The organism is Bradyrhizobium sp. 142 (assembly GCF_023074015.1).
Taxonomy (GTDB): domain Bacteria; phylum Pseudomonadota; class Alphaproteobacteria; order Rhizobiales; family Xanthobacteraceae; genus Bradyrhizobium.
On record NZ_JADPKQ010000334.1, the window covers coordinates 24,584 to 46,487 of the forward strand.

At 63.9% G+C, this 21,904-nt stretch carries 18 protein-coding genes; 7 read left to right on the top strand and 11 right to left on the bottom strand.

What is annotated here, in order from left to right; all coding sequences use genetic code 11:
* Positions 1-5: 5 nt before the first annotated feature.
* Genes IVA82_RS31485 through IVA82_RS31495 form a run of 3 tightly spaced genes read left to right on the top strand, consistent with a single transcriptional unit; the run spans position 6 to position 4,493 of the window.
* Positions 6-1,061: a carbohydrate ABC transporter permease gene (locus IVA82_RS31485; protein ID WP_247391715.1), complete on the top strand. Its 1,056-nt coding sequence runs from the start codon at positions 6-8 to the stop codon at positions 1,059-1,061.
* A gap of 19 nt (positions 1,062-1,080) precedes the next feature.
* Positions 1,081-2,160, top strand: a complete 1,080-nt coding sequence (gene ugpC, locus IVA82_RS31490) for a sn-glycerol-3-phosphate ABC transporter ATP-binding protein UgpC (RefSeq protein ID WP_247391717.1) — start codon at positions 1,081-1,083, stop codon at positions 2,158-2,160.
* A gap of 20 nt (positions 2,161-2,180) precedes the next feature.
* Positions 2,181-4,493 (top strand): TIM-barrel domain-containing protein, encoded by a 2,313-nt coding sequence (locus tag IVA82_RS31495; RefSeq protein ID WP_247391719.1) that lies wholly within the window; start codon positions 2,181-2,183, stop codon positions 4,491-4,493.
* 244 nt (positions 4,494-4,737) lie between these two features.
* On the opposite strand, the gene IVA82_RS31500 is transcribed toward IVA82_RS31495, so the two are convergent.
* The gene (locus tag IVA82_RS31500; protein ID WP_247391721.1) at positions 4,738-5,775 is read right to left on the bottom strand and encodes a glycosyltransferase family 4 protein; all 1,038 of its coding nucleotides are present in this window, start codon (positions 5,773-5,775) and stop codon (positions 4,738-4,740) included.
* A gap of 126 nt (positions 5,776-5,901) precedes the next feature.
* Here IVA82_RS31500 and galE point away from each other — a divergent pair, with 126 nt between their 5' ends.
* The 3 genes from galE to IVA82_RS31515 all read left to right on the top strand — a co-directional run bounded on the left by galE (position 5,902) and on the right by IVA82_RS31515 (position 9,591).
* Positions 5,902-6,915 carry a UDP-glucose 4-epimerase GalE gene (galE, locus tag IVA82_RS31505; RefSeq protein WP_247391723.1) on the top strand — a complete coding sequence of 338 codons (1,014 nt, stop codon included), beginning with the start codon at positions 5,902-5,904 and terminating at the stop codon, positions 6,913-6,915.
* Between the two features lie 118 nt (positions 6,916-7,033).
* The gene (locus IVA82_RS31510; RefSeq protein WP_247493685.1) at positions 7,034-8,842 is read left to right on the top strand and encodes an ABC transporter ATP-binding protein; all 1,809 of its coding nucleotides are present in this window, start codon (positions 7,034-7,036) and stop codon (positions 8,840-8,842) included.
* Between the two features lie 47 nt (positions 8,843-8,889).
* Positions 8,890-9,591: a fumarylacetoacetate hydrolase family protein gene (locus IVA82_RS31515; protein ID WP_148739227.1), complete on the top strand. Its 702-nt coding sequence runs from the start codon at positions 8,890-8,892 to the stop codon at positions 9,589-9,591.
* 85 nt (positions 9,592-9,676) lie between these two features.
* Here IVA82_RS31515 and IVA82_RS31520 read toward each other — a convergent pair whose 3' ends face one another.
* The 9 genes from IVA82_RS31520 to IVA82_RS31560 form a co-directional block, all read right to left on the bottom strand.
* Positions 9,677-10,135 (bottom strand): nuclear transport factor 2 family protein, encoded by a 459-nt coding sequence (locus IVA82_RS31520; RefSeq protein WP_247391726.1) that lies wholly within the window; start codon positions 10,133-10,135, stop codon positions 9,677-9,679.
* 24 nt (positions 10,136-10,159) lie between these two features.
* Complete coding sequence (locus IVA82_RS31525) at positions 10,160-11,089, bottom strand: aspartyl/asparaginyl beta-hydroxylase domain-containing protein (protein WP_247391729.1); 930 nt, start codon at positions 11,087-11,089, stop codon at positions 10,160-10,162.
* A gap of 130 nt (positions 11,090-11,219) precedes the next feature.
* On the bottom strand, positions 11,220-11,375 hold the full coding sequence (locus IVA82_RS31530) for a hypothetical protein (protein WP_014493894.1): 156 nt from the start codon (positions 11,373-11,375) through the stop codon (positions 11,220-11,222).
* Positions 11,376-11,546: 171 nt separating this feature from the next.
* A complete protein-coding gene (locus IVA82_RS31535) occupies positions 11,547-12,188 on the bottom strand; it encodes a phasin family protein (protein ID WP_247391732.1) in 642 nt (213 codons plus the stop codon).
* On the bottom strand, positions 12,157-12,819 hold the full coding sequence (locus tag IVA82_RS31540) for an AAA family ATPase (protein WP_247391736.1): 663 nt from the start codon (positions 12,817-12,819) through the stop codon (positions 12,157-12,159). The genes IVA82_RS31535 and IVA82_RS31540 overlap by 32 nt, the downstream gene beginning before the upstream one ends.
* 122 nt (positions 12,820-12,941) lie before the next feature.
* Positions 12,942-14,402 (bottom strand): NAD(P)/FAD-dependent oxidoreductase, encoded by a 1,461-nt coding sequence (locus IVA82_RS31545; protein ID WP_247391742.1) that lies wholly within the window; start codon positions 14,400-14,402, stop codon positions 12,942-12,944.
* A gap of 157 nt (positions 14,403-14,559) precedes the next feature.
* A complete protein-coding gene (gene ahcY / locus IVA82_RS31550) occupies positions 14,560-15,981 on the bottom strand; it encodes an adenosylhomocysteinase (RefSeq protein ID WP_247391746.1) in 1,422 nt (473 codons plus the stop codon).
* Between the two features lie 113 nt (positions 15,982-16,094).
* The gene (gene metK, locus IVA82_RS31555; protein WP_247391749.1) at positions 16,095-17,291 is read right to left on the bottom strand and encodes a methionine adenosyltransferase; all 1,197 of its coding nucleotides are present in this window, start codon (positions 17,289-17,291) and stop codon (positions 16,095-16,097) included.
* 61 nt (positions 17,292-17,352) lie between these two features.
* Positions 17,353-18,708, bottom strand: coding sequence for a hypothetical protein (locus tag IVA82_RS31560; protein ID WP_247391751.1), 1,356 nt, complete (start codon positions 18,706-18,708; stop codon positions 17,353-17,355).
* 168 nt (positions 18,709-18,876) lie between these two features.
* Between IVA82_RS31560 and IVA82_RS31565 the strand changes: the two genes are divergently transcribed.
* The gene (locus tag IVA82_RS31565) at positions 18,877-20,583 is read left to right on the top strand and encodes a caspase family protein (protein WP_247391754.1); all 1,707 of its coding nucleotides are present in this window, start codon (positions 18,877-18,879) and stop codon (positions 20,581-20,583) included.
* Between the two features lie 196 nt (positions 20,584-20,779).
* On the opposite strand, the gene IVA82_RS31570 is transcribed toward IVA82_RS31565, so the two are convergent.
* Positions 20,780-21,898, bottom strand: coding sequence for a cobalamin-independent methionine synthase II family protein (locus IVA82_RS31570; RefSeq protein WP_247391757.1), 1,119 nt, complete (start codon positions 21,896-21,898; stop codon positions 20,780-20,782).
* Positions 21,899-21,904 lie beyond the last annotated feature (6 nt).

Here is a 21,904-nt window from a genome sequence, read left to right on the forward strand (position 1 = left end):
CAACCATGCGCCTTTCAAGCATGCTCGGTCAGCGTCGCAACGGGACCGGACGTCCGCTGCACTGGACCGACATGGTGGCCTACGTCTATCTCGCGCTCGGCGTCGTCCTGATGTTCGGCCCGGTGCTGTGGCTGGTGCTGTCATCGTTCAAGACCCAGAGCGCACTGCTGGAATTTCCCCCGTCGCTGCTGCCGTTCGCACAGGTGGAAGTGACGGTATCAGGTCAGCCACAGAAGCTGCCGCTGTTCCGCGCCAAGCTTCCCGACGGCACGGTCCGCGAACTGGCGCAGGTCCGGCGCATCGGGCTCATTGCCCAGATGGTCGATCCCGCCGATCCCTCGCAACAGTTCCGCGTCGCGATCGACAAACGCGAGCCGGTGCGCCGCGTCGCGCTTGCGACCGAGAATTACAGCGAGCCGCTGCAGCGCTTCGCCTTCCTGCGCTTCCTGTACAATTCGGTATTCGTGACGGTGATCGCCACGCTGATCACGCTGCTGATCAACTCGATGGCCGCCTATGGGCTCGCCGTCTATCAGTTCCCCGGCAAACAGGCGGCCACCCTGGCGGTGATCGGGACGCTGATGATCCCGGTGACCATCATCCTCGTGCCCGTCTATCTGGTGGTGACCGAACTCGGCCTCACCAACTCGCTTTGGGCGGTGATCCTGCCGGGTGCCGCGACGCCGACGGGCGTCTTCCTGCTCCGGCAATACATGCTGACGTTGCCGAAGGACCTGATCGAGGCTGCGCGCATGGACAAGGCATCAGAGTGGCAGATCTATTGGCGCATCGTCATGCCGCTGACCCTGCCGGCGCTGGCGGTTCTGGCGATCTTCTCGATCATGTGGCGCTGGAACGAATTCCTGTGGCCGCTCGCGGTCCTGACCAAAACCGAGGTCTACACGTTGCAGATTGCGCTCAATGCCTTCCAGGGCGAACTCCAGACCCAGTGGCACTATCTCCTTGCGATGACGGTCGTGACGCTCATTCCCGTCGCGCTCGTCTTTGTATTCCTCCAGCGTTTCATCACGACGGGCATCGGCTCGACGGGAATGAAATGACCGATCGGGGCAATCGACCATGGCTGAACTGAAACTCGCGGGCGCACGCAAATCCTTCGGCACCATCGATGTGCTGCACCGCATCGATCTCGCCGTGAAGGATGGCGAATTCGTCGTCTTCGTCGGGCCGACCGGTTGCGGAAAGTCGACGCTGCTGCGCGTCATCGCCGGCCTCGAAGACGTAACCAGCGGCGAGGTCCATATCGATGGCGAGCGCGTCACCCATCTGCCGGCCTCCGAGCGCGGGCTCGCCATGGTGTTCCAGTCCTATGCGCTTTATCCGCACATGAGCGTGCGCAAGAACATGGCCTTTGCGCTCGAGAATATGGGGCTGAAGCCTGCGGAGATCGAGGAACGGGTTGAGCGCGCCGCCGCCATGCTGCGGCTCACGGACTATCTCGACCGCAAACCCAAGGCGCTCTCCGGCGGACAGCGCCAGCGCGTCGCCATCGGCCGGGCCATCGTGCGCGATCCGAAGATCTTTCTGTTCGATGAGCCGCTGTCGAACCTCGACGCGGAGCTCCGCGTCGCGACGCGCAAGGAACTTGCCGCGCTGCATGCCAAGCTGGGCGGCACGATGATCTATGTCACCCACGATCAGGTCGAAGCCATGACGCTTGCCGACCGGATCGTGGTGCTAAAAGCCGGCCGGATCGAGCAGATCGGCACGCCCCTCGAACTCTACAATCACCCCTCGAACGCCTTCGTTGCCGGCTTCATCGGTTCGCCCCGGATGAACTTTCTGTCGGCTGTGGTGGTTTCCGACGACGGCATGCTCCGCCTCACGGTCGGCGAACGTGAAGTCGCGCTGCCCCGCGCGGCTTCCGGCCTCGCGGCCGGCACGGCCGTGACGCTCGGCATCCGCCCCGAGCATATCGACGTCGCGCCCGACACGGGCATGCTCACAGCAACTGTCGACCTCGTCGAACGGCTTGGCGGTGAGACCTTCATCTATGCCTCGGCCCCCGGCCTGCCGCAGATCACGCTGCGACAGGATGGCCAGTCACAGCTCTACCGCGGCGATGCGGTCGCGATCCGCTTCGCCGCCGACCACCTGCACATCTTCGACGCAACCGGCGCAGCCCTCGCCCGGCCCTGATCGAACCGGAGCCTGATTTCATGAAAGCCCTGACCCACGGCCGCTTCCGCGGTCTCGACGGCCACGGCGCGCTGTTCGACCTCGCGACCGGACCGGCAGCGGCTCCGCTCGCGACGCTGCGCGTCGCGATTCTGGAGAGCGACATCGGCCGCGTCACCCTGCGCCGGCAGGATGGCTATCGCCTCGACCGCGGCTGGGCGATCGCGCCTGATCGTACCGAGCCGCCGTTCGAGGGACGGCTGCGCGACGATTTCTCCGGCTTTGCCAATCCGGCTTCGACGGTGTCGGAGGCCGGCGGCATCGTCACGCTCGCCGCCGCGGGTCTCAGCGCGCAAGTGCGGCTTAATCCGTTCGGCATCGCCTGGTACCGCGACGGCGAGGACCGGCCATTGCTGCGCGACCGCCCGACCCAAGCTTATTTCCTGTCGCGCAAGACCGGTACGTTGCTGCACGCGATGGAACGGCACGACGACGAACGTCATTACGGCCTCGGAGATAAGGCCGGTCCGCTCGATCGCACTGGCCGGCGCTTCGCGATCGATGCCGTCGACCCCTGCGGCTTCGATGCCGAGCTCTCCGATCCGCTCTACAAGATGCTGCCGTTCTTCATCGTCGACGGCGCTCGCGGCGCGCACGGCATCTTCTACGACAATCTCGCCCTCGGCTCGGTCGACCTCGGCTGCACGATCGACAACTACCACAACCTCTTCCGCAGCTATCGCGCCGAGGACGGCGACCTCGACTATTACGTGCTCGCCGGCCCGACCGTGCCAGAAGTAACGCGCCGGTTTTCCTGGCTGACCGGCGGACAGGCCTTTGCGCCCCGCTGGACGCTCGGCTTCGCTATGACGACCATGACGATTGCCGACGCGCCGGATGCGGACGCGCGCATCACCGGCTTCATCGAGGATTGCAGACGCCACGGCATTCGTTGCGACAGCTTTCACTTCGGCTCGGGTTACACCTCGATCGGCGAGCGTCGCTACGTCTTCAACTGGAACCGCGACAAGTTCCCGGATCCATCGGCGACGATGGCGCGGCTCAAGGCGGCCGGCATGCAGCCGGTCACCAACATCAAGCCCTGCCTGCTCGACGATCACCCACGGCTCGCTGAAGCCAGGGCGAGCGGCATTCTGGTTGCTGACGGCGAGACCGGCGATCCGGCGGTCGCGCAGTTCTGGGATGGCCTCGGCTTCCATGTCGACTTCACCAACCCGAAGGGCCGGCAGTGGTGGGCGGACGGCATCCGCGACGCGCTGCTGGCCTATGGGGTAACGGCGGTGTGGAGCGACAACAACGAATATGAAATTTGGGACGAGGATGCGGTCTGCGACGGCGACGGGCGGCCGTTTCCGCAAGGACTCGCCCGTCCCGCGCAGGCACTCTTGATGCACAAGCTCGCCTTTGAGACCCAGGCCGCACAGGCACCGGACAAACGCCCCTATACCATCACGCGCGCCGGCAGCGCCGGCATCGCCCGTTACGGCCAGACCTGGAGCGGCGACAACGAAACCGCCTGGAAGACGCTGCGCTACAACCTGACCCAGGGCCTCAACATGAGCCTGTCGGGGCTTTACAACATCGGCCACGACGTCGGTGGCTTCCACGGCCCATCGCCAGGCCCGGAACTGCTCTGTCGTTTTGTCGAGTTCTGCGCGCTGTGGCCGCGCATGGTGATGAATTCCTGGAAGACGAACGGCATCGTCAACACGCCCTGGATGCATCCGGGCGTACTTCCCCAGGTCCGATCCGCCATGAACCTGCGTCACAACCTCATCCCCTATCTCTACACCCAGATGTGGCGTGCGGCGGCCGAAGACGTGCCGGCGGTGCGCCCGATATTGTGGGATTTCGCGTCCGACGCGACCGCCGGAGCCGTCGAGGACGCTTTCATGCTTGGCCCCGATCTCCTCGTCGCTCCGGTGCTGGAAGAGGGAGCGACGACGCGCGAAGTCTATCTGCCCGCCCATCTCGGTGGCTGGTACGACTGGCATGACGGGACGCCATTCGAGGGCGGGCGAACCGTCAGTGTCGCAGCGCCTCTGGGCCGGCTACCGCTCTTCGCACGCGCGGGCGCGATCGTTCCGATCGAAGACAAGGATGGGCTGACGGCGATCGCGTTCGGAGCCCCCGATCATGGTGGCTTCGGCCTTGTCTATGTCGACGATGGCGAGACGGCGGACTGGCGCAAGACAGGCACGACCATTGAATTTCGCCTCCGCCGCGACGATGCCGGCTTCGTTCTCGATGTCAGCGGAGGAGAACTGGCGGCAACAATCCGCGTCCGCGGCGTCGGCGTGCCGAATCTGCGTTTTGCCGGAACGGCAGAGTGAGCCGCCGCCAATCTTGGCTGTTTTTTAAAGCTTTTTGATTTCGGGTTCTCTAGCTAGGGGGATACGCGGCTGGCGACATTTGCGATGATGAATGTCTAGAGGTGGTTTGCCCGACGGGTCAAATGCCATTTTGTACAATCCGAAAAATTGCTATACAGGGCCGCCAAGCCATTGATTCCGCTGGCACCGGCTACTGTGCATGGGGTTGTTTTCGCGCTTTTTGATCTCGACCCGAGGCGGTCGTTCAGAGCAGCGGACGATAGACGTCGCCGATCCGCGCCGCTTCGGCATCGAGGCTGAACTTCGCAAGCACACGGGCGCGGCCACACTCGCCCATTGCGGTCGCCGCGGCCACGTCGCGCATCAGCGGCTCCAACGCGGCGACCAGCGCATCGGCATCTCCCGGCGGCATCAGCACGCCGGTGACGCCGTCCTCAACCACCAGTTCGGCCGCGCCGGCGCGCGCGGCGACGAGTGCGCTGCCCGCCGCCATCGCCTCGATCAGCGTCAGGCCGAAACCTTCATTGCGCGAGGTGAAGGCGTAGATGGTCAGCCGCTGGTACCAGCGCTGCACCTCATCGATCGGCAGCTCCCCGGTGATAACGATGCGCGATTGCAGGCCGGCGGCCTCGATCCGCCGCTTCAGATCGTTGGCAAAGGACGTCTGCTCCGCCGTGACCTGGCCGATGATGACGGCGCTGAAATCCGGATAGCGCGGCAACAGAATGCACATCGCGTCGACGAACACGTCTGTGCCCTTCTGCGCGCGCACGCGGCCGAAGCAGCCGATCGCGTAGCGGCCCGGCAGGCCGCTTTCCGCAAAGGCCGCCGCGCGATCTTGCGGCGGCGCATAGACGTCGGTGTCGACGCCATGCGGGATCACGGTCGCCTTCACCTTCAGGAACGACGCGGAGATGTCGGAGGTTGCGATGATCGCGTCCATGCGCCGGATCAGCCAGCGCGTGATCCAGCTGTGATGGCGCTGCGCCGCCGAGGTGAAGACGAGCTTGAGCGGCCAGCCGAGCGCGCGCAGCGCGACGCCCGCGATCATCTCGTTGTTGCGGCGCGCGTGCCAGATCAGCGGCGTGCGGCGGCGCCATAATTTCAGGACGTCGGCAATGCCGATGCGCGCAATCCCCTCCGGCGCGTCCGAGCCGAACCAGCCGGCGCGGAACAGCTTCGCCAGCCGCGGCGCCACCATCCGGTTGGTCGCGGTGACCCCGGAATAGCGCCTGTGCAGATTTGGCACGATCACCTGCAGATCGCCCGGGGTATTCGCCACGTCATGCTCCGTTTCGAAAAGGTCCTATACGCAACATTAAGCATAGTGGCCAGTTCAGCCGCGCCGAAACCCCCTCTTCACCGCATAAACGTTAGCTTCACGCGTTGATCGAAGACGGGTGAGACCATGACTGTGCTTGTCACCGGCGGCGCCGGCTATATCGGAAGTCACACGGTCCTGGCGCTGGCGGAAGCCGGCGAGGACGTCGTCGTGATCGACGATCTCTCCACGGGTTTTTCCGCCTACCTGCCCGAGGGCGTGCCGCTGTTCATCGGCGATGCCGGCGACGAGAACCTGGTCGAAGGCGTGATCGGCCAGCACAACATCGAGAGCATTATCCATTTCGCGGGCTCGGTGGTCGTGCCGGAGTCGATGCGCGATCCGCTCGGCTACTACCGCAACAACTTCACCACCGCGCGCAACCTGCTCAACGTCGCGGTCAAGCGCGGCATTGGCCGCTTCATCTTCTCCTCAACCGCCGCCGTCTACGGCAATCCGGACCAGGTGCCGGTGCCCGAGCACGCGCCGACGCGGCCGCTGTCGCCTTACGGCTCGTCGAAGCTGATGACAGAGATCATGCTGCACGACGTCGCCTCGGCCTACGGCATGCAATATGTGACCTTGCGCTATTTCAACGTCGCCGGCGCCGATCCGCAGGCCCGCATTGGCCTTGCCACTGTCGGCGCCACGCATCTGCTCAAGATCGCGGTCGAGGCCGCGACCGGCCAGCGCGCCAAGATCGACGTGTTCGGCACCGACTATCCGACCCCGGACGGCAGCTGCATCCGCGACTTCATCCACGTCACCGACCTTTCGCAGGCGCATCGCTCGGCGCTGTCGTATTTGCGCCGCGGCGGCGCCTCGACGACGCTGAATTGCGGTTATGGCCGCGGTTATTCGGTGCTGGAGACCATCGACGCGGTACGGCGGGTTTCGGGGCGCAGCTTCGCCGTGCAATACGCGCCGCGCCGGCCCGGCGACATCATGACCATGGTCGCCGACACCGGCCGCATCCGCAGCCTGCTCGACTGGAAACCGCAATACGACGATCTCGAGACCATCGCTGCGCACGCGCTGGCCTGGGAGGACAAGCTGTTCCGCGAGCATCATGGCGAGCTCCGCCGCGCCGCCTCGGCCTAGAATCCATCCAGGCGCAAGCCCTTAATTGGGCTTGAAAAGCGTAGCTTTAGCGGGCACAGAGGCCGTTCGATCCCTGACGCGCGGGCAGGCTTTTTCCTGTGCCGTCAATGGACTGCGGATGGCCCAGTTTCCAAAGAAAATTACCGACGATCCCTATGCGGCAGCGGTCCTGATTCGCCGCCTGGTCACGGAACAGGGCGTCATCTATTGGCGGCGCTACCTGGTTGCCTTCGCGCTGATGGCACTTGCCGCAGGCTCGACCGCGGGCGCGACCTACGTGCTCGGTCAGGTCATCAACCAGGCCTATGTCGACAAGAACATCCCGGGCATCGCGATGTTCTCGGGCGTGACAGTGATCCTGCTGTTCATCAAGGGCGTGGCGACCTACGGCCACATGGTGATCCTGACCAAGATCAGCAACGCGATCCTTGCCACTAATCAGCGGCAATTGTTCGCTAAGTTGATGCGCGAGAACGTCGGCTTCTTCTCCGAGCGGCACTCATCGGAATTTCTGGCGCGGCTGACGGCCGGCGCAAAGTCCATCACCGACGTCCTCAACATGCTGGTCAACGCCGTCGGGCGCGACCTCATGATGCTGCTCGCCATGATCGGCGTGATGGTGTGGCAGGATCCGCTGATGTCGTTCATCGGCCTCGTCGCGGTACCGCCGGCGATGCTGGTACTGCGCAAGCTGGTCAAGCGCATCAAGGGTCTCGCCTTCAATCAGTTCACCGGCACTGCCGACATTATGGAAACGATGCAGGAATCGCTGCAGGGCATCCGCACCGTCAAGGCCTTCACGCTCGAAGAGACGATGCAGAAGCGCATCGACGAGAACATCGCAATCGTCGAGCGCAACGCCAACAAGATGGCCCGAGTCGCCAACCGCTCCAACCCGCTGATGGAAATGCTCGGCGGCTTCGCGGTCGCCGGCTGCCTGCTCTATGGCGGTTACAGCGTGGTTGCACTCAACGCCACGCCCGGCGCATTCTTCTCCTTCATGACCGCGTTCCTGATGGCGACCGAGCCGGCCAAGCGGCTGGCGCGGCTCAACATCGACCTGAACAGCCAGCTCGTCGGCGCGCGCATGCTGCTCGAAGTGGTCGACAGCCCGGCCAGCGAGCAATCCGACGATGACAAGCCGGCACTGAAGCTGTCCGATGCCCGCATCGAGCTGCGCGACGTCAGCTTCTCCTATCGGACCGGCGAGACCGTGCTCAACCGCATGAGCTTCGTCGCCGAGCCCGGCAAGGTCACCGCGCTGGTCGGCCCCTCCGGCGGCGGCAAGTCGACGGTGCTGGCGCTGCTCTTGCGCTTCTACGAGGTGACGCAGGGCGACATCGTGATCGACGGCCAGTCGATCGGCTCGATCTCGCGAAAGTCGCTGCGGGCGCAGACCGCCTATGTCGGCCAGGACGTCTATCTGTTCCGCGACACCATCCGCAACAATATCGCCTTCGGCAGGCCGGGCGCGACCGAAGACCAAATCATCGATGCCGCGAAGGCGGCCTGCGCGCATGATTTCATCATGAGCTTTCCGCTCGGCTACGACACGCCGGTCGGCGAGCACGGCACCCAAGTGTCGGGCGGCCAGCGCCAGCGCATCGCGGTCGCGCGCGCGCTGCTCAAGAACGCGCCGATCATCCTGCTCGATGAGGCCACCGCGGCGCTCGATTCCGAGTCCGAGAAGCAGGTGCAGGAGGCGATCGAGCATCTCTGCCGGAACCGCACCACTATCGTGATCGCCCATCGCCTGCACACCATCATGCACGCGGATGCGATCCTGGTGGTCGAGGGCGGCGAAATCGTCGAGCAGGGCCGGCACGACGACTTGCTCCGCCGCTCGGGCCGCTACGCCTCGTTCTTCCGACTGCAACATCACGACACCAGCCCCTTGGGGCTGGTGTCGATCGGTGCAACCGCCTAGCATTCCTCTCACCGCAAGAGTCACCCCAAGAGCAGCGAGATCGCTTCATGAACGCCGCCTCCTACGTCGTCCCGCTTCCGCCGCAACCATCGCTTCCCGTCGTCGGAGAGTCCGGCCGCTATCCGGTGCGCCGCATCTGGTGCGTCGGCCGCAACTATCTCGAGCACATCCGCGAGATGGGTAATGACGAGCGCGCGCCGCCGTTCTTCTTCGCCAAGCACGCCGACATGCTGGTGCCCGATGGCACGACCATTCCCTATCCGCCGCTGACCAAGGATCTACATCACGAGGTCGAGCTGATCGTCGCGATGAAGAGCGGCGGCCTGAACATTCCGGCCGACAAGGCGCTCGACCACGTCTACGGCTATGCCGTGGGCATCGATCTCACCCGCCGCGACCTCCAGCTCGCTTCGCGCAAGAAGGAGCGTCCCTGGGAGATCGGCAAGTCGTTCGATTATTCCGCGCCCTGCTCCGCGGTGCAGCCGGCCGCGAAGATCGGCCATCCCGCCAAGGGCAAAATCTGGCTCACGGTCAACGGCAAGGAAGCGCAGAAGGGCGACCTCACCGAGCTGATCTGGAACGTGCCGGAGATCATCTGGCAGCTTTCGCAGCAGGTGAAGCTCGCCGCCGGCGACATCATCATGACAGGCACGCCGGCCGGCGTGTCGCAGCTCCAGCCGGGCGACAAGCTCGAATGCGGCGTCGACGGCGTCGGCGCGCTGAGGGTCTCGATCGGCCAGCCGGAATAGGCTGCACAACGTTTTTCAAATCGAAAGGCCCCGGACGGACCGGGGCTTTTTTCTGTTCCGATGGCGTGGACATGCCGGATTCGATCTACCAGGCCTTCACCGGTCGATCGGCGTGGCTTGCCTGCGGCACACCACGGTTGAGCGACATATGGGAATGCACACACAGCCAGCCGTCGGCATCCCTGGCAAACACCATCGTTGCCCGTCCGGGACGTGGAAACGGACTGCCGTCGGGATGGTAGCCGGTGCTCGTCCACGGCGCGATTACCGTCGCCATCGCGCCGTCGGGAGATGCCAGAACCGCGGTCTGCTCAAGGACGAAACGGAAGTCGGCCGTCTTTGGCCAGACGTTATCCCATTGCGTCGTGACCCATTGGTCCAGGCCGGGGATGACATCGCTATGCGTGCCGAAGGCAAGCACATCAGGATGAAAGAGCGGCCTCGCCGAGGCGTAGTCGACATCGCGCACGAAGCCTGCAAAGGTCTCCAGCCATTGGTGGAAGAACTGCGTTATCTCCGCGCTCGCGGTCGGCAAGGGGGCCATGGCCTGCTCCAGTGACTGCGGCGATCACCGCAGTGCCGACATGACGATCAGACCGAGGATCAGCGTCGTCAGCGAATATTTGAGGGTGTAGTAGACGTTGCGGTTCCAATCCTTGACCTTGCGGCTCGCGAGGTGGATCTCGTAGAGCTTGCCGAACACCTTGTTGAGCACGCCAACGCTCTCGCCATCGACGTTCTGGGTGGCCGACGCCTTGACGATGTGATGGCTGACCCAGCGGTTGATCGCGGTCATGAAGCCGTATTTCATCGGACGCTCGACGTCGCAGAACAGAATGATGCGGTTGACGTCAGTCGCATTCTCAGCGCTGTGGATGAAGGTCTCGTCGAACATGAAGGCCTCGCCGTCGCGCCAGACGCATTCGACGCCGTCGACCAGGATGCAGCACTTGTTCGAGTTCGGCGTGACGAGACCGAGGTGGTAGCGCAGCGAGCCAGCGAAGGGATCGCGGTGCGCCCCTAACTTGCCGCCCGGCGGCAGCATCGCGAACATCGCGCCATGCACGCTCGGAATCGAATTCAACAGCTCCACCGTCTTCGGGCAAAGCGTCCGTGCCGAGGGCAGGAAGTCGTCGTACCATTTCAGGTAAAAGCGCTTCCAGCCGCTCTTGAAGAAGGAGTAGAAGCCCCAGTCGTTGTTCTTCGCAGCGGCGCGGATAAAGCCCTCGTCGAACAGGCGGATGGCCTCGTCGCGAATTGTTTCCCAATTGTCGCCGAGCGGCTTGAGCTCTGGAAACTGATCGACCGAGATCACCGGCCTGTTCGGCACGGCCGAGCCCGCATACATCAGCACGTTGTAGGGCGCGAGATAGGTCGAGTGGTCGCCGAGCTGGCGCGCGAAACGCAGCCGCTGCTTGCCTCGGAAGTGAACGTAAATCGTCGATGTCGCAAGCACATAGAGCACGACAAGTTGCGGCGCAAAAAGCTGTTTCAACATCTCCCGTTCCCCAGTGACACAGCTGGGGACGTCCTCTACCCCGGCCCGGCCCGAGCGGCAAGATATTGACCGCTAGGTTGCAATCACTCTGCAGAGAGACCAGAGATGAAACAGACCGAAACGAACCGAATCACGCCCGCGACAACGCCTGGAGCCCCTTGAAGGTCAGACGCTTGGGGTCGGTGACGCCGGCGAGATAGAGCCGGCGAATGAAGGCGATGACGGCGTCGCGGTCGCAATCGGTCAGCGCGACGACGGCGTCGACCGCGATCTTCTGGGCTTCCATTGGGCTCACCTCGGCGTTGCGAGTACCCGGCCGAGATAGGCTAGGACTTACCGGTTAATCCCGCGTTAACCGTTCGGGCAGCATGGCCGATTCAGCCGGAGGGCCGTATACGCGAAACAACGCATGGCCGGCCCGCGCAGATTCCGGGCGCAACCGCGTCGGCGACCGGCGCTAGCTGGCACCGGGCTTTGCGATGTTCTGAGCAAGCGATTTTAGCAACTCGGTTTGCTTCAGGACCAGCTCGCATTGCTTTCGCGCATGCGCGCTCGACAGCTCAACCAAGTCCGCAAACGTTGTCGCACGGCCCAACTCCCGCGCATACTCCAGCGTAGCGCCCGCATTGACTTTCATCAGTTCGAGCACGACGGTGCGACACTCGGCTGCCGTTCCAATCGCCTCGATGAGGTGGCTTTCCGCGGCGGCGACGCCCTCGACCTCCGGTGCCCCACCGGCTAGCCGTGGCTTGGCCAGGTCCTTGGCATAATCCAGCGCAACGTGAACACCAGCCTTCATGCCCTCCAAGGCACGAGCCTGACAGTCCTTGGCCATGTCCAGGATAAGATCGGCGGTGGTGCTGCCCGGAGGCTCAATCGTTGCAGCGATGACGCTGGCGGCTTCCTGTGTCGGCACCGTCGTCGAAGCAGGCGCTGCTTGCGCGATCTGCGGCGCATCCTGACGGTCGATGGTGATCGAGCCCGGGGGCATCGCCAAGCCCTCGTCGACGGCGCGGCTCACCTCCGCGGCCAGCGCCACCAGCGAACGACGCCTGGCGCGTGCAATGTCAGCAGGCTGTCTTGAGCGCGGCTTGCCCATGATCATTCGACTCCATGATAAGGCGTTCCGAGATCCAACCCCACAGGGCCACGATTTCCTCCGAAGCTTTTCCCTCCGGCGCGAACTCGGTCACGCCCAGCCCCGCCCCCAGCGCATCCTGGTGGTCGTTGCGCTGCCCAATGAAGGGGAGCGCAAGCAAGCCGAGCGAGTTGAGCGAGGTGGCCGCTTCGCTCAGCCGGCAACCCCGTGTGGGCGTCTGATTGAGGATGAAGCCAAACCGGCGATCGAGCCTGCGAATAGCGATCAGCGTAGGTATTGCGGCTTCGATATCGGCCGGGCTCGGACGAGCCGGGATGAGGCAAAGATCGGCACTGGCAATGGCGCGCGCCGCCAAGGCATTGTTCGTGGCGGCGGTGTCGATGATCGCGAGCCAGACCCCTTCGGCCTCGAGGCGAGATAAGATCTGCTCGATTTCAGCAGGTTCGTCGACGCGCTCGACGCGCGGGTGAGGATTTTCGCGGCGCTCTCTCCATTTCGAGATCGTGCCCTGGGCGTCCGCCTCGACAAGCGCGACACGCTCTCCGCGGGCCATGGCGGCCACCGCGAGCCCAACAGCCAGCGTACTCTTGCCGCTTCCGCCTTTTTGCGTGACCAGAGTAAGGACGTGCATGTTCCGCGCTCCCCTCAATGTCAGCGACGCGGAACTCAGACGCTGCATGCAACGCAAAAACACTACTTCAAGTGGCGATTCAGCTCAAGGGGTCAACGGCCCCGTCCGACAACATACGGAGATCAGGAATACCGCATCACGCCATCGTCGATCCAGCCGAAGCGCAGCGAGACGATGTCGAGAGCGTAGTTCTGGTGGAGACGCCACGGCCGCTTCGAACCTTGTTTCGGCATCTTCGCGATCGAGCGCTGCACGTAACCAGAGGTGAAATCAAGCGAGGGTTGCGCCGATATCGTCGGATCATCATTGTGGGGCATGCACTGGCGAAAATTGTGCCGGTCCATGTAGTTGATCAGCCGGCAGACATATTCGCAGGTGAGATCGCATTTCAAAGTCCAGGACGCATTGGTGTAGCCGAGCGCCGAAGCCATGTTCGGCACGTCGGCATACATCATGCCCTTGTAGGTCAGCGTGCTGGCGAAATCGACGGTGCGGCCGTCGACGCTCACATCGAGCCCGCCCACGGCCTGGAGCACGAGCCCCGTTGCCGTCACGATGATGTCGGCGGCGAGCTCGCTGCCGTCCTTGAGGCGGATGCCGTCGCGCGTAAACGAGTCGATCTCGCTGGTGACGACGGCGGCGCGCTGCTCGCGGATCGCCTTGAACAAATCACCGTCCGGCACCAGGCACAGCCGCTGATCCCATGGATTGTAGCCCGGAGTAAAATGAGTGGCGACATCGTAGCCGGAGCCGAGCGCGCTTCTCACGCCATTGAGGATGAGCTCCTTCACCTTGGCGGGGCGGCGCCGGCTGAGCTGGAAGAAGAACATCCCCCACATGACGTTGCGCCAGCGGATCAGGCGATAGGCCAGCCGCGTCGGCAGATTGCGGCGCAATTTGTTGGCGACGGGATCCTGCGCGGGGCGCGACACCACATAGGTCGGCGAACGCTGCAGCATGGTGACCTGCGCGGCCGTCCGGGCAAGCTCCGGCACCAGCGTGACCGCGGTCGCGCCCGAGCCGATCACGACGACGCGCTTGCCCGCGTAGTCGATATCCTCGGTCCATTTCTGCGGATGCACGATGCGGCCGGCGAAATCCGCCACCCCCTTGAACTCCGGCGTATAGCCCGCCTCGTATTTGTAATAGCCTGAGCACATGAACAGGAAATTGCAGGTGAAGCGCACGGTCTCGGTCGCGCCCTCACTCTTGGTGCGTTCGGCCTCGACGGCCCAGCGCGCCTCACTCGTCGACCACGCCGCGCGCTTGACGCGATGGTGGAAGCGGATGTGCTTGTCGATGCCGTTCTCGGCCGCGGTCTCGCGCACGTAGTCGAGGATTTGCGAGCCGTCGGCGATCGCCTTCGGGTCGGTCCACGGCTTGAAGGAATAGCCGAGCGTGAACATGTCGCTGTCGGAGCGGACGCCGGGATAGCGGAACAGGTCCCAGGTCCCGCCGATGCAGTCGCGGCCCTCCAGGATGACGTAGCTCTTTGTCGGGCATTTAGTCTGCAAGTGATAGCCCGCGCCGATGCCGGACAGCCCGGCACCGACGATCAGCACGTCGACATGTTCTTGTGGCATGGTGTCCTCCGCTGACCACAATTGTCCGCCTGCGGGTGCGGCCCGTCAACCAGCAAAGGGCTCGGACACAACCTGAACGAAACGCGCGCCATTCTCAAAGCAACGAAGCCCCGGATCGCTCCGGGGCTTCGCGTCGATAATCGATCTAACTGTTGGCTCAGTACCGGTAGTGGTCGCTCTTGTACGGACCTTCCGGCTTGACGCCGATGTAGTCGGCCTGGTCCTTGCGCAGTTCGGTCAGCTTGACGCCGATCTTGGCGAGATGCAGGCGTGCGACCTTCTCGTCGAGCGACTTCGGCAGCACATAGACTTCCTTCTTGTACTTGCCGTCCTTGTTGTTGGCGAAAAGCTCGATCTGCGCCAGCGTCTGGTTGGTGAAGGAGGCCGACATCACGAAGGACGGATGGCCCATCGCATTGCCGAGGTTCACGAGGCGGCCTTCCGACAGCATGATGATGCGGTGCTTGTCGGGGAATTCGATCTCGTCGACCTGCGGCTTGATGTTGGTCCACTTCAGGTTACGCAGACCCGCGATCTGGATCTCGTTGTCGAAGTGACCAATATTGCAGACGATGGCGCGATCCTTCATCGCGCGCATGTGCTCGATAGTGATGATGTCCTTGTTGCCGGTGGCGGTGACGAAGATGTCGGCGCGCGGCGCGGCGTCTTCCATGGTCACGACTTCGTAGCCTTCCATCGCCGCCTGCAGCGCGCAGATCGGATCGATTTCGGAGACCATGACGCGGCAGCCGGCCTGACGCAGCGAGGCGGCCGAACCCTTGCCGACGTCGCCGAAGCCTGCGACCATCGCGACCTTGCCGGACATCATCACGTCGGTGCCGCGGCGGATGCCGTCGACCAGTGATTCACGGCAGCCATAGAGGTTGTCGAACTTCGACTTGGTGACGCTGTCGTTGACGTTGATGGCCGGCCACAGCAGCGTGCCGGCCTTCTGCATGTCATAGAGACGATGCACGCCCGTGGTGGTCTCTTCGGAAACGCCCTTGATGCTCTTGGCGATCTCGGCGAAGTAGCCCTTCGGCTTTTCCTTGAGCTGCTTCTTCAGAAGCGCGAAGAAGACTTCCTCTTCTTCCGAACCCGGCTTGTCCAGGAACTTGGTGTCGCCGTTCTCGGCGCGCAGACCGAGATGGACGTACATGGTGGCGTCGCCGCCGTCATCGAGGATCATGTTCGGGTGACCGCCGCCGTGCCAGTCGAACAGCTTGGCGGTGTAGTCCCAGTACTCGGTCAGCGTCTCGCCCTTGACGGCGAACACCGGAATGCCGGCGGCTGCGATTGCCGCCGCGGCGTGGTCCTGCGTCGAATAGATGTTGCAGGAGACCCAGCGAATGTCGGCGCCGAGCGCTGCCAGCGTCTCAATCAGCACACCGGTCTGAATCGTCATGTGCAGCGAACCGGCGATACGCGCGCCCTTCAAAGGTTGTTTGGGGCCGTATTCCTCGCGGGTTGCCATCAGGCCCGGCATCTCGGTCTCGGCGAGCGAGAGCTCCTTGCGGCCGAAATCGGCGAGCGAAATGTCCTTGACGATGTAATCGGTGAAGCCGGGCTTCGCGTTCATGTCTGTTTCCTGGTCAGTGAGTTCTGCGTGTTAGTGAGCCTGTCATCGGGCCGCGCTTCGCGCGGACCCGTTGACGGCGACCTCTCCTCGCAAGCGGGGCGAGGTTAAGAGCATCAGAGCGCGCGCTTGAGTTGCTCGACCAGGTCGGTCTTCTCCCAGGAGAAGCCGCCCTCGTTGTCGGGCGTGCGGCCGAAATGACCGTAGGCCGAGGTGCGCGCGTAGATCGGGCGGTTGAGATCGAGATGGCTGCGGATGCCGCGCGGGGTGAGGTCCATCGCCTTGGCGGCGGCCTCCTCGAGCTGATCCTCCGACACCTTGCCGGTGCCGTGGGTGTCGATATAGATCGACAGCGGCCGCGCCACACCGATGGCGTAGGCAAGCTGCAGCGTGCAGCGGTCAGCAAGACCGGCCGCGACGATGTTCTTGGCGACATAGCGCGCCGCATAGGCTGCCGAACGATCGACCTTGGTCGGATCCTTGCCGGAGAACGCGCCGCCGCCATGCGGGGCCGCGCCACCATAGGTGTCGACGATGATCTTGCGACCGGTCAGGCCGGAGTCACCGTCAGGACCGCCGATGAAGAACTTGCCGGTCGGATTGATGTGCCAGATGGTCTTCGACGTGATCCAGTCCTCCGGCAGCGCCTCGCGCACATAGGGCTCGACGATGTCGCGGATCTGCTTGGACGAGATGTCCTCGACCAGATGCTGGTGCGACACCACGATCTCGCGCACGCCGACCGGCTTGCCGTTCTCGTACTGCACGGTGACCTGGCTCTTGGAGTCGGGGCCCAGCACCTTCTCGCGGCCGGAGTGGCGCGCTTCGGAGATCAGGCGCAGGATCTTGTGGGCGTAGAAGATCGGCGCCGGCATCAGGTCGGGCGTCTCGTTGGTGGCGTAGCCGAACATGATGCCCTGGTCGCCCGCGCCTTCTTCCTTGACCTCACCCGGCTGCAGCGCATCGACGCCCTGCGCGATGTCGGCCGACTGCGGATGCAGCAGGATCTCGATGTCGCAGGTCTTCCAGTGGAAGCCGTCCTGCTCGTAACCGATGTCCTTGATCGCGCCGCGGACGACACCCTCGATCTGCTCGTTGGTCACGGACTTCGGACCGCGGGTCTCGCCGGCGATCACCACCTTGTTGGTGGTCGCGAGCGTCTCGCAGGCGGCGCGGATAGCCCACGGATCGATGCCGGCTTTCGGCCCTTCGCGGTAGAACAGATCGACGATTTCATCGGAGATCCGGTCGCAGACCTTGTCGGGATGCCCTTCGGACACGGACTCGCTGGTGAAGAGATAGGACGCACGCATCAGTAACCCCCTGTCCCGCCGCTAGCCGGCGGTCGTTTGCGATGTTTACTTTCGGATGATGTCAGTCACGCCGTCGCGAGATGACGTAGGATTCGTCGAGAAACCAGAGCCCGTTGTACTTTCGCAGCACGTCCCTGGCGGCGTCCAGAGTGCGGCCGTTTTGAGTCATTTCTGTCAATCGGTCGTCCTCGATCTGAGCGACATACACCGCCGCATTCCACGCTGCAAAGGCCGTCGAGGTTCCGATGGTACCCGTCACCTCGTTGGGCAGAGCTTCCATATCATACCTGAAGATCGAACGGTTGTCCGCATAGGCATTAAAATTTAGGTCGCGGCCCAACGATCCAAGCTCGTACTTCACCGCGCGCAATAGCTCATGGCGGCTCACCGAGAAAGGATTTTCTCCAGGCCAGATCGCCTGGATCATTTCCATGCCCGGATCCTGGCCGTGGGAGTGGATTCCGATCAGCCGCCCGCCTGGCCGAAGCGCCCGAGCCAGCGGCGCAATGATCCGCTTTGCCCGAAAATTGACCGAGGACAGGGCACGGTAGGGTTGGGATGCGATAATGAGGTCGAAATTGGCTTCGGTCTGGCCCGGCCGTGGAATGGTCGAATCCAGCAGGAACCTGTGGTCCTCGCGATAGAGCACGAGGACGACGGGCCGTTCGTACAACGGCATGGCCGTGCGCGGGCTGATCGCGGCGCGCCAGTTCTGCTCCAGGAACGGCCTCAGCTCGACGATCTGCTGCTCGAACTCTCCCGATGATTCACCCCGGAGCGGGACTTCGTGCCAGACGGTGGCAGCGGCTGCCGCAGGCGATGCCGGCGTCAGCCAGGGCGCCTCCGAATAGAACATGTTGGTAAAAACGAACACCGACGCCGGATGCTCGAAAATGCGATCCGGCACCTTCTCCAGGGTCAGGCGCAGGTCTTCGAGACTGAGTTCCTTACCGGCGACGTAGAATGGCATGTGCGGAAAGCGCTGGTGCGTTGCGCGCAGCACCCGCGCCAGCACCGTGCCGTCACCGACACCCGCGTCGAACATGCGCAGTGCCGGCGGGCGGGGATGGATGGTGGCAAGCTCGAGCGCCACGCGATCGGCGACGACCCGCTTTTCGCTGCAGGTGTGGACGAACAGCAGGTACTTCTGCCGGTTCTCGAAGAAGCGGAAATTGCCGCGCGGATCGCGCTTTTCCGGGGGCACCTGAAGTCCCCGCGGCGGCGGCAGGCCGCCGGTCATCGACGCCGCCATATACGCCTGGATCCGGTCCAGCGTGTCGATGGTGATGCGCTTGCCCTCGCGCAGCCGCTGCACCAGCTTCCCATCGTTCACCGCTCGCCGGCCAAACGTCGATTCCGCCATGTCCGCCTTGCGGCAGAACTCGGTGATTTGGCTGAGGATTTCGCCGTTTTTCATCAGTGGGACTGCGGTGGGCAGACATGTTGGGACTCGCCCCTTTAGCAAAGTCTGCCCACCGGGGGAATACCCACCGTTGCTTTACTTCACTTCCAATGACGGGAACGTGAACCCCGACGCACTGCCGTACAACAAACAAGCGCCCCCTCCTTTGACGGGATCACCACCATGTGCCGCCTGCTCGTCGCGCTCTTCCTGCTCGCCGCAGTCCTGTGGTCTGCGCCCGCATTTGCGCTGGCGCGCAGTCAGCTCGGGCCGCTCTGCACCACCGACACTACGCCGGCGGACCAGATGATCGATGCCTGCACCAAGATCATCGCGCTGAAGGTGTTCAAGAGCCAGCAGCTCGCGACCGTCTATTTCTGGCGCGCGGTCGGCTGGAACAAGAAGGGCGATTACGCAAAGGTCATCACTGACGCGACCGAGGCGATCCGGATCCAGCCGAGCCAGGCGGCCTACGATCTGCGTGGCTCGGCCTATTACGACAGGGGCGAGTACGACATCGCGATCGCGGATTTCGACGATGCGCTAAAGGTCGGTCCGCCTGATGGCACGATCTTCCACAACCGCGGCAATGCCTGGCGCGGCAAAGGCAATTACACGAAGGCGATCGCCGACTACGATGCCACGATCAAGCTGGAGCCGAAATCGGCGTTCTCGTTCCAGAACCGCGGCATCGCGAAGGCGGCGCTCGGCGAGCTCGACGGCGCGCTCGCCGACATCAACCAGGCGATCCGGCTCGATCCGACGCTGCCGCAGCCGCTGATCAACCGCACCGCGATCTGGCGCGCCAAGGGCGATCTCGATCGCGCCATTGCCGATGGCTCCGAGGCGATCCGGCTCGCCAGGGAGAAGCCGCCCGCTAACATCATGACGCCGCCGAACAGCGTGCTGATCGCGGGTTACACCCATCGCGCGCTGGCCTATGAGGCCAAGGGCGATTACGCCCGCGCGGGGGACGACTACAAGGCGACGCTGGCGATCGCGGCCTCCGATGCCGACAGCAAGGCCAATCAGGCGACCGCAAAAGTGCGTCTGTCGCTGGTGACGGATGCAGTCGCGCCAATCCCACGCGATGCGCCGACCCCGACCGTGGCCCCGTCGCAGCAGCAGACCGGCGCAGCGTCAGTCCCCTCGCCTGCTCCGGCCGTTCGCGGCACGCGGATGGCGCTGATCATCGGCAACGGCGCCTATGCGCATGTCAAGGCGCTGCCCAATCCGCCCAATGACGCACGCGCCGTCGCCAGGAGCCTGCGCGACATCGGCTTCATCGTGTCGGAAGGCGTCGACCTCGACCGCACAGCGATGCAGAACAAGACGCGCGACTTTCTGCGCGAGGCGGCGCAAGCCCGGGTCGCGGTGGTCTACTATGCCGGCCATGGCGTGCAGGTCGACGGCCGCAACTATCTCATTCCCGTCGACGTCGAGCTCAAGCAGGGCGCGAGCATGACTGATGCGATGATCGACATGGACACGATCATGGCCGGCCTCGACGACCAGGTCCGTACCAACATCCTGATCTTCGATGCCTGCCGCAACAATCCGATGGCGCAGCAGGTCGCATCCACGGGCGCCAGTCGCGGCATCGAGGGCGCATCGGGCCTCGCCGCGCCGACGGGCTTGGGCGCCGGTGCAACGCTGGGCGCCGGCACGCTGATCGCATTCGCGACCGCGCCCCGCCAGGTCGCGCTCGACGGCGAAGGCGCCAACTCACCGTTCTCGGCCGCCCTCTCCCGTCACCTCGGCACGGCGGGACTGGAAGTGCAGCAGATGCTGACGCGGGTGCGGGCGGAAGTGGTCTCGTCGACCAAGAGCAAGCAGGTGCCGTGGTCGAACTCGTCGCTGCTGGGCGAGGTTTATCTGGCGGAGAAGTGAGCGCTGCGTATCAGAAGCGTCGCGCTACTCGCCACGCGCTCAGTTGTCATCGCCCGGCTTGACCGGGCGATCCAGTATCCAGAGACAGTGAGAGGTACGGAGAAGCCGCGGCGTACTGGATTCCCCGCCTGCGCGGGGAACGACACCGAGAGTGTAGTAAGGCCTCGCCGTCACTCAGGTAACGGACTGCACGGGATCAGTTGCCCCAAACTTCCTTCGCGATCTCCACCGCGAGGCTTAGCTTGGCCCACTGCTCTTCCTCGGAGAGGATGTTGCCTTCCTCGGTCGAGGCGAAGCCGCATTGCGGGGAGAGCGCCAGCTGCTCCAGCGGTACGAACTTGGCGGCTTCTTCCAGGCGGCGCTTGACGTCGTCCTTGCTCTCGAGCTCGCCGAACTTCGAGGTGATGACGCCGACCACGACGACCTTGTTGCCCTTGGGCAGGAAGCGCAGCGGCTCGAAGCCGCCGGCGCGGTCGGAATCGTATTCCAGGAAGTAACCGTCGTAATTGGTGCCGGCGAGCATGGTCTCGGCGACCGGCTCGTAGCCGCCCGATGAAATCCAGGTCGAGCGGAAATTGCCGCGGCAAACATGCGTCGTCACCACCATGTCGGCGGGCTTCTCGGCCAGCGCGTAATTGATGATGCGCGCGTAGATCTGCTGGAGGCCCTCCGGATTGTCGCCGCGCTCGCGCGCCTTCTGCAACTCATCCTGCGAGCAGAGATAGGCCCAGACGGTGTCATCGAACTGGAGATAGCGGCAGCCGGCGTCGTAGAAGGCCTTGACGGCTTTCCGGTAAGTCTTGCCGAGGTCCTCGTAGAAGGCGTCGAGTTCGGGATAGACGTCCTTGGAGATCGCCTTGCGGCCGCCGCGGAAGTGCAGCACCGCCGGCGACGGGATCGTCATCTTGGCGGTGACGTGGGCCTGGTCGGCACACTTCTTCAGGAAACGGAAGTGATCCAACATCGGATGGTCATCGGGGAAGTCGAGCTTGCCGATCACGCGGACTGCGTCGTGACGCGTCTCCACACCCGCGAACTGGATGCCGGTCTCGGGGTGGAACAGCTCGCAGCCGGTCAGCTTGGCCAGGAAGTCGAAATGCCACCAGGAACGGCGGAATTCGCCGTCGGTCGCGAGCTTCAGGCCGATCGAGGCCTGCTTGTGCACGACCTTCTCGATCTCCGTGTCCTCGATCTTGCGCAGATCGTCGGCCGAGATCTCGCCCTTCTCGAGCCTGGCGCGGGCTTCCTTGATCTTGGCCGGACGCAGGAGGCTGCCGACCTCGTCGGCGCGGAACGGGGCTCTGGTTCGCTGCATGTCTTA

Bases quoted from the DNA above. Each gene is read 5' to 3' on its own strand.
- IVA82_RS31485 (WP_247391715.1), top strand. From the start codon at position 6: ATGCGCCTTTCAAGCATGCTCGGTCAGCGTCGCAACGGGACCGGACGT.
- ugpC (WP_247391717.1), top strand. From the start codon at position 1,081: ATGGCTGAACTGAAACTCGCGGGCGCACGCAAATCCTTCGGCACCATC.
- IVA82_RS31495 (WP_247391719.1), top strand. From the start codon at position 2,181: ATGAAAGCCCTGACCCACGGCCGCTTCCGCGGTCTCGACGGCCACGGC.
- galE (WP_247391723.1), top strand. From the start codon at position 5,902: ATGACTGTGCTTGTCACCGGCGGCGCCGGCTATATCGGAAGTCACACG.
- IVA82_RS31510 (WP_247493685.1), top strand. From the start codon at position 7,034: ATGGCCCAGTTTCCAAAGAAAATTACCGACGATCCCTATGCGGCAGCG.
- IVA82_RS31515 (WP_148739227.1), top strand. From the start codon at position 8,890: ATGAACGCCGCCTCCTACGTCGTCCCGCTTCCGCCGCAACCATCGCTT.
- IVA82_RS31520 (WP_247391726.1), bottom strand. From the start codon at position 10,135: ATGGCCCCCTTGCCGACCGCGAGCGCGGAGATAACGCAGTTCTTCCAC.
- IVA82_RS31525 (WP_247391729.1), bottom strand. From the start codon at position 11,089: ATGTTGAAACAGCTTTTTGCGCCGCAACTTGTCGTGCTCTATGTGCTT.
- IVA82_RS31530 (WP_014493894.1), bottom strand. From the start codon at position 11,375: ATGGAAGCCCAGAAGATCGCGGTCGACGCCGTCGTCGCGCTGACCGAT.
- IVA82_RS31535 (WP_247391732.1), bottom strand. From the start codon at position 12,188: ATGGGCAAGCCGCGCTCAAGACAGCCTGCTGACATTGCACGCGCCAGG.
- IVA82_RS31540 (WP_247391736.1), bottom strand. From the start codon at position 12,819: ATGCACGTCCTTACTCTGGTCACGCAAAAAGGCGGAAGCGGCAAGAGT.
- IVA82_RS31545 (WP_247391742.1), bottom strand. From the start codon at position 14,402: ATGCCACAAGAACATGTCGACGTGCTGATCGTCGGTGCCGGGCTGTCC.
- ahcY (WP_247391746.1), bottom strand. From the start codon at position 15,981: ATGAACGCGAAGCCCGGCTTCACCGATTACATCGTCAAGGACATTTCG.
- metK (WP_247391749.1), bottom strand. From the start codon at position 17,291: ATGCGTGCGTCCTATCTCTTCACCAGCGAGTCCGTGTCCGAAGGGCAT.
- IVA82_RS31560 (WP_247391751.1), bottom strand. From the start codon at position 18,708: ATGAAAAACGGCGAAATCCTCAGCCAAATCACCGAGTTCTGCCGCAAG.
- IVA82_RS31565 (WP_247391754.1), top strand. From the start codon at position 18,877: ATGTGCCGCCTGCTCGTCGCGCTCTTCCTGCTCGCCGCAGTCCTGTGG.
- IVA82_RS31570 (WP_247391757.1), bottom strand. From the start codon at position 21,898: ATGCAGCGAACCAGAGCCCCGTTCCGCGCCGACGAGGTCGGCAGCCTC.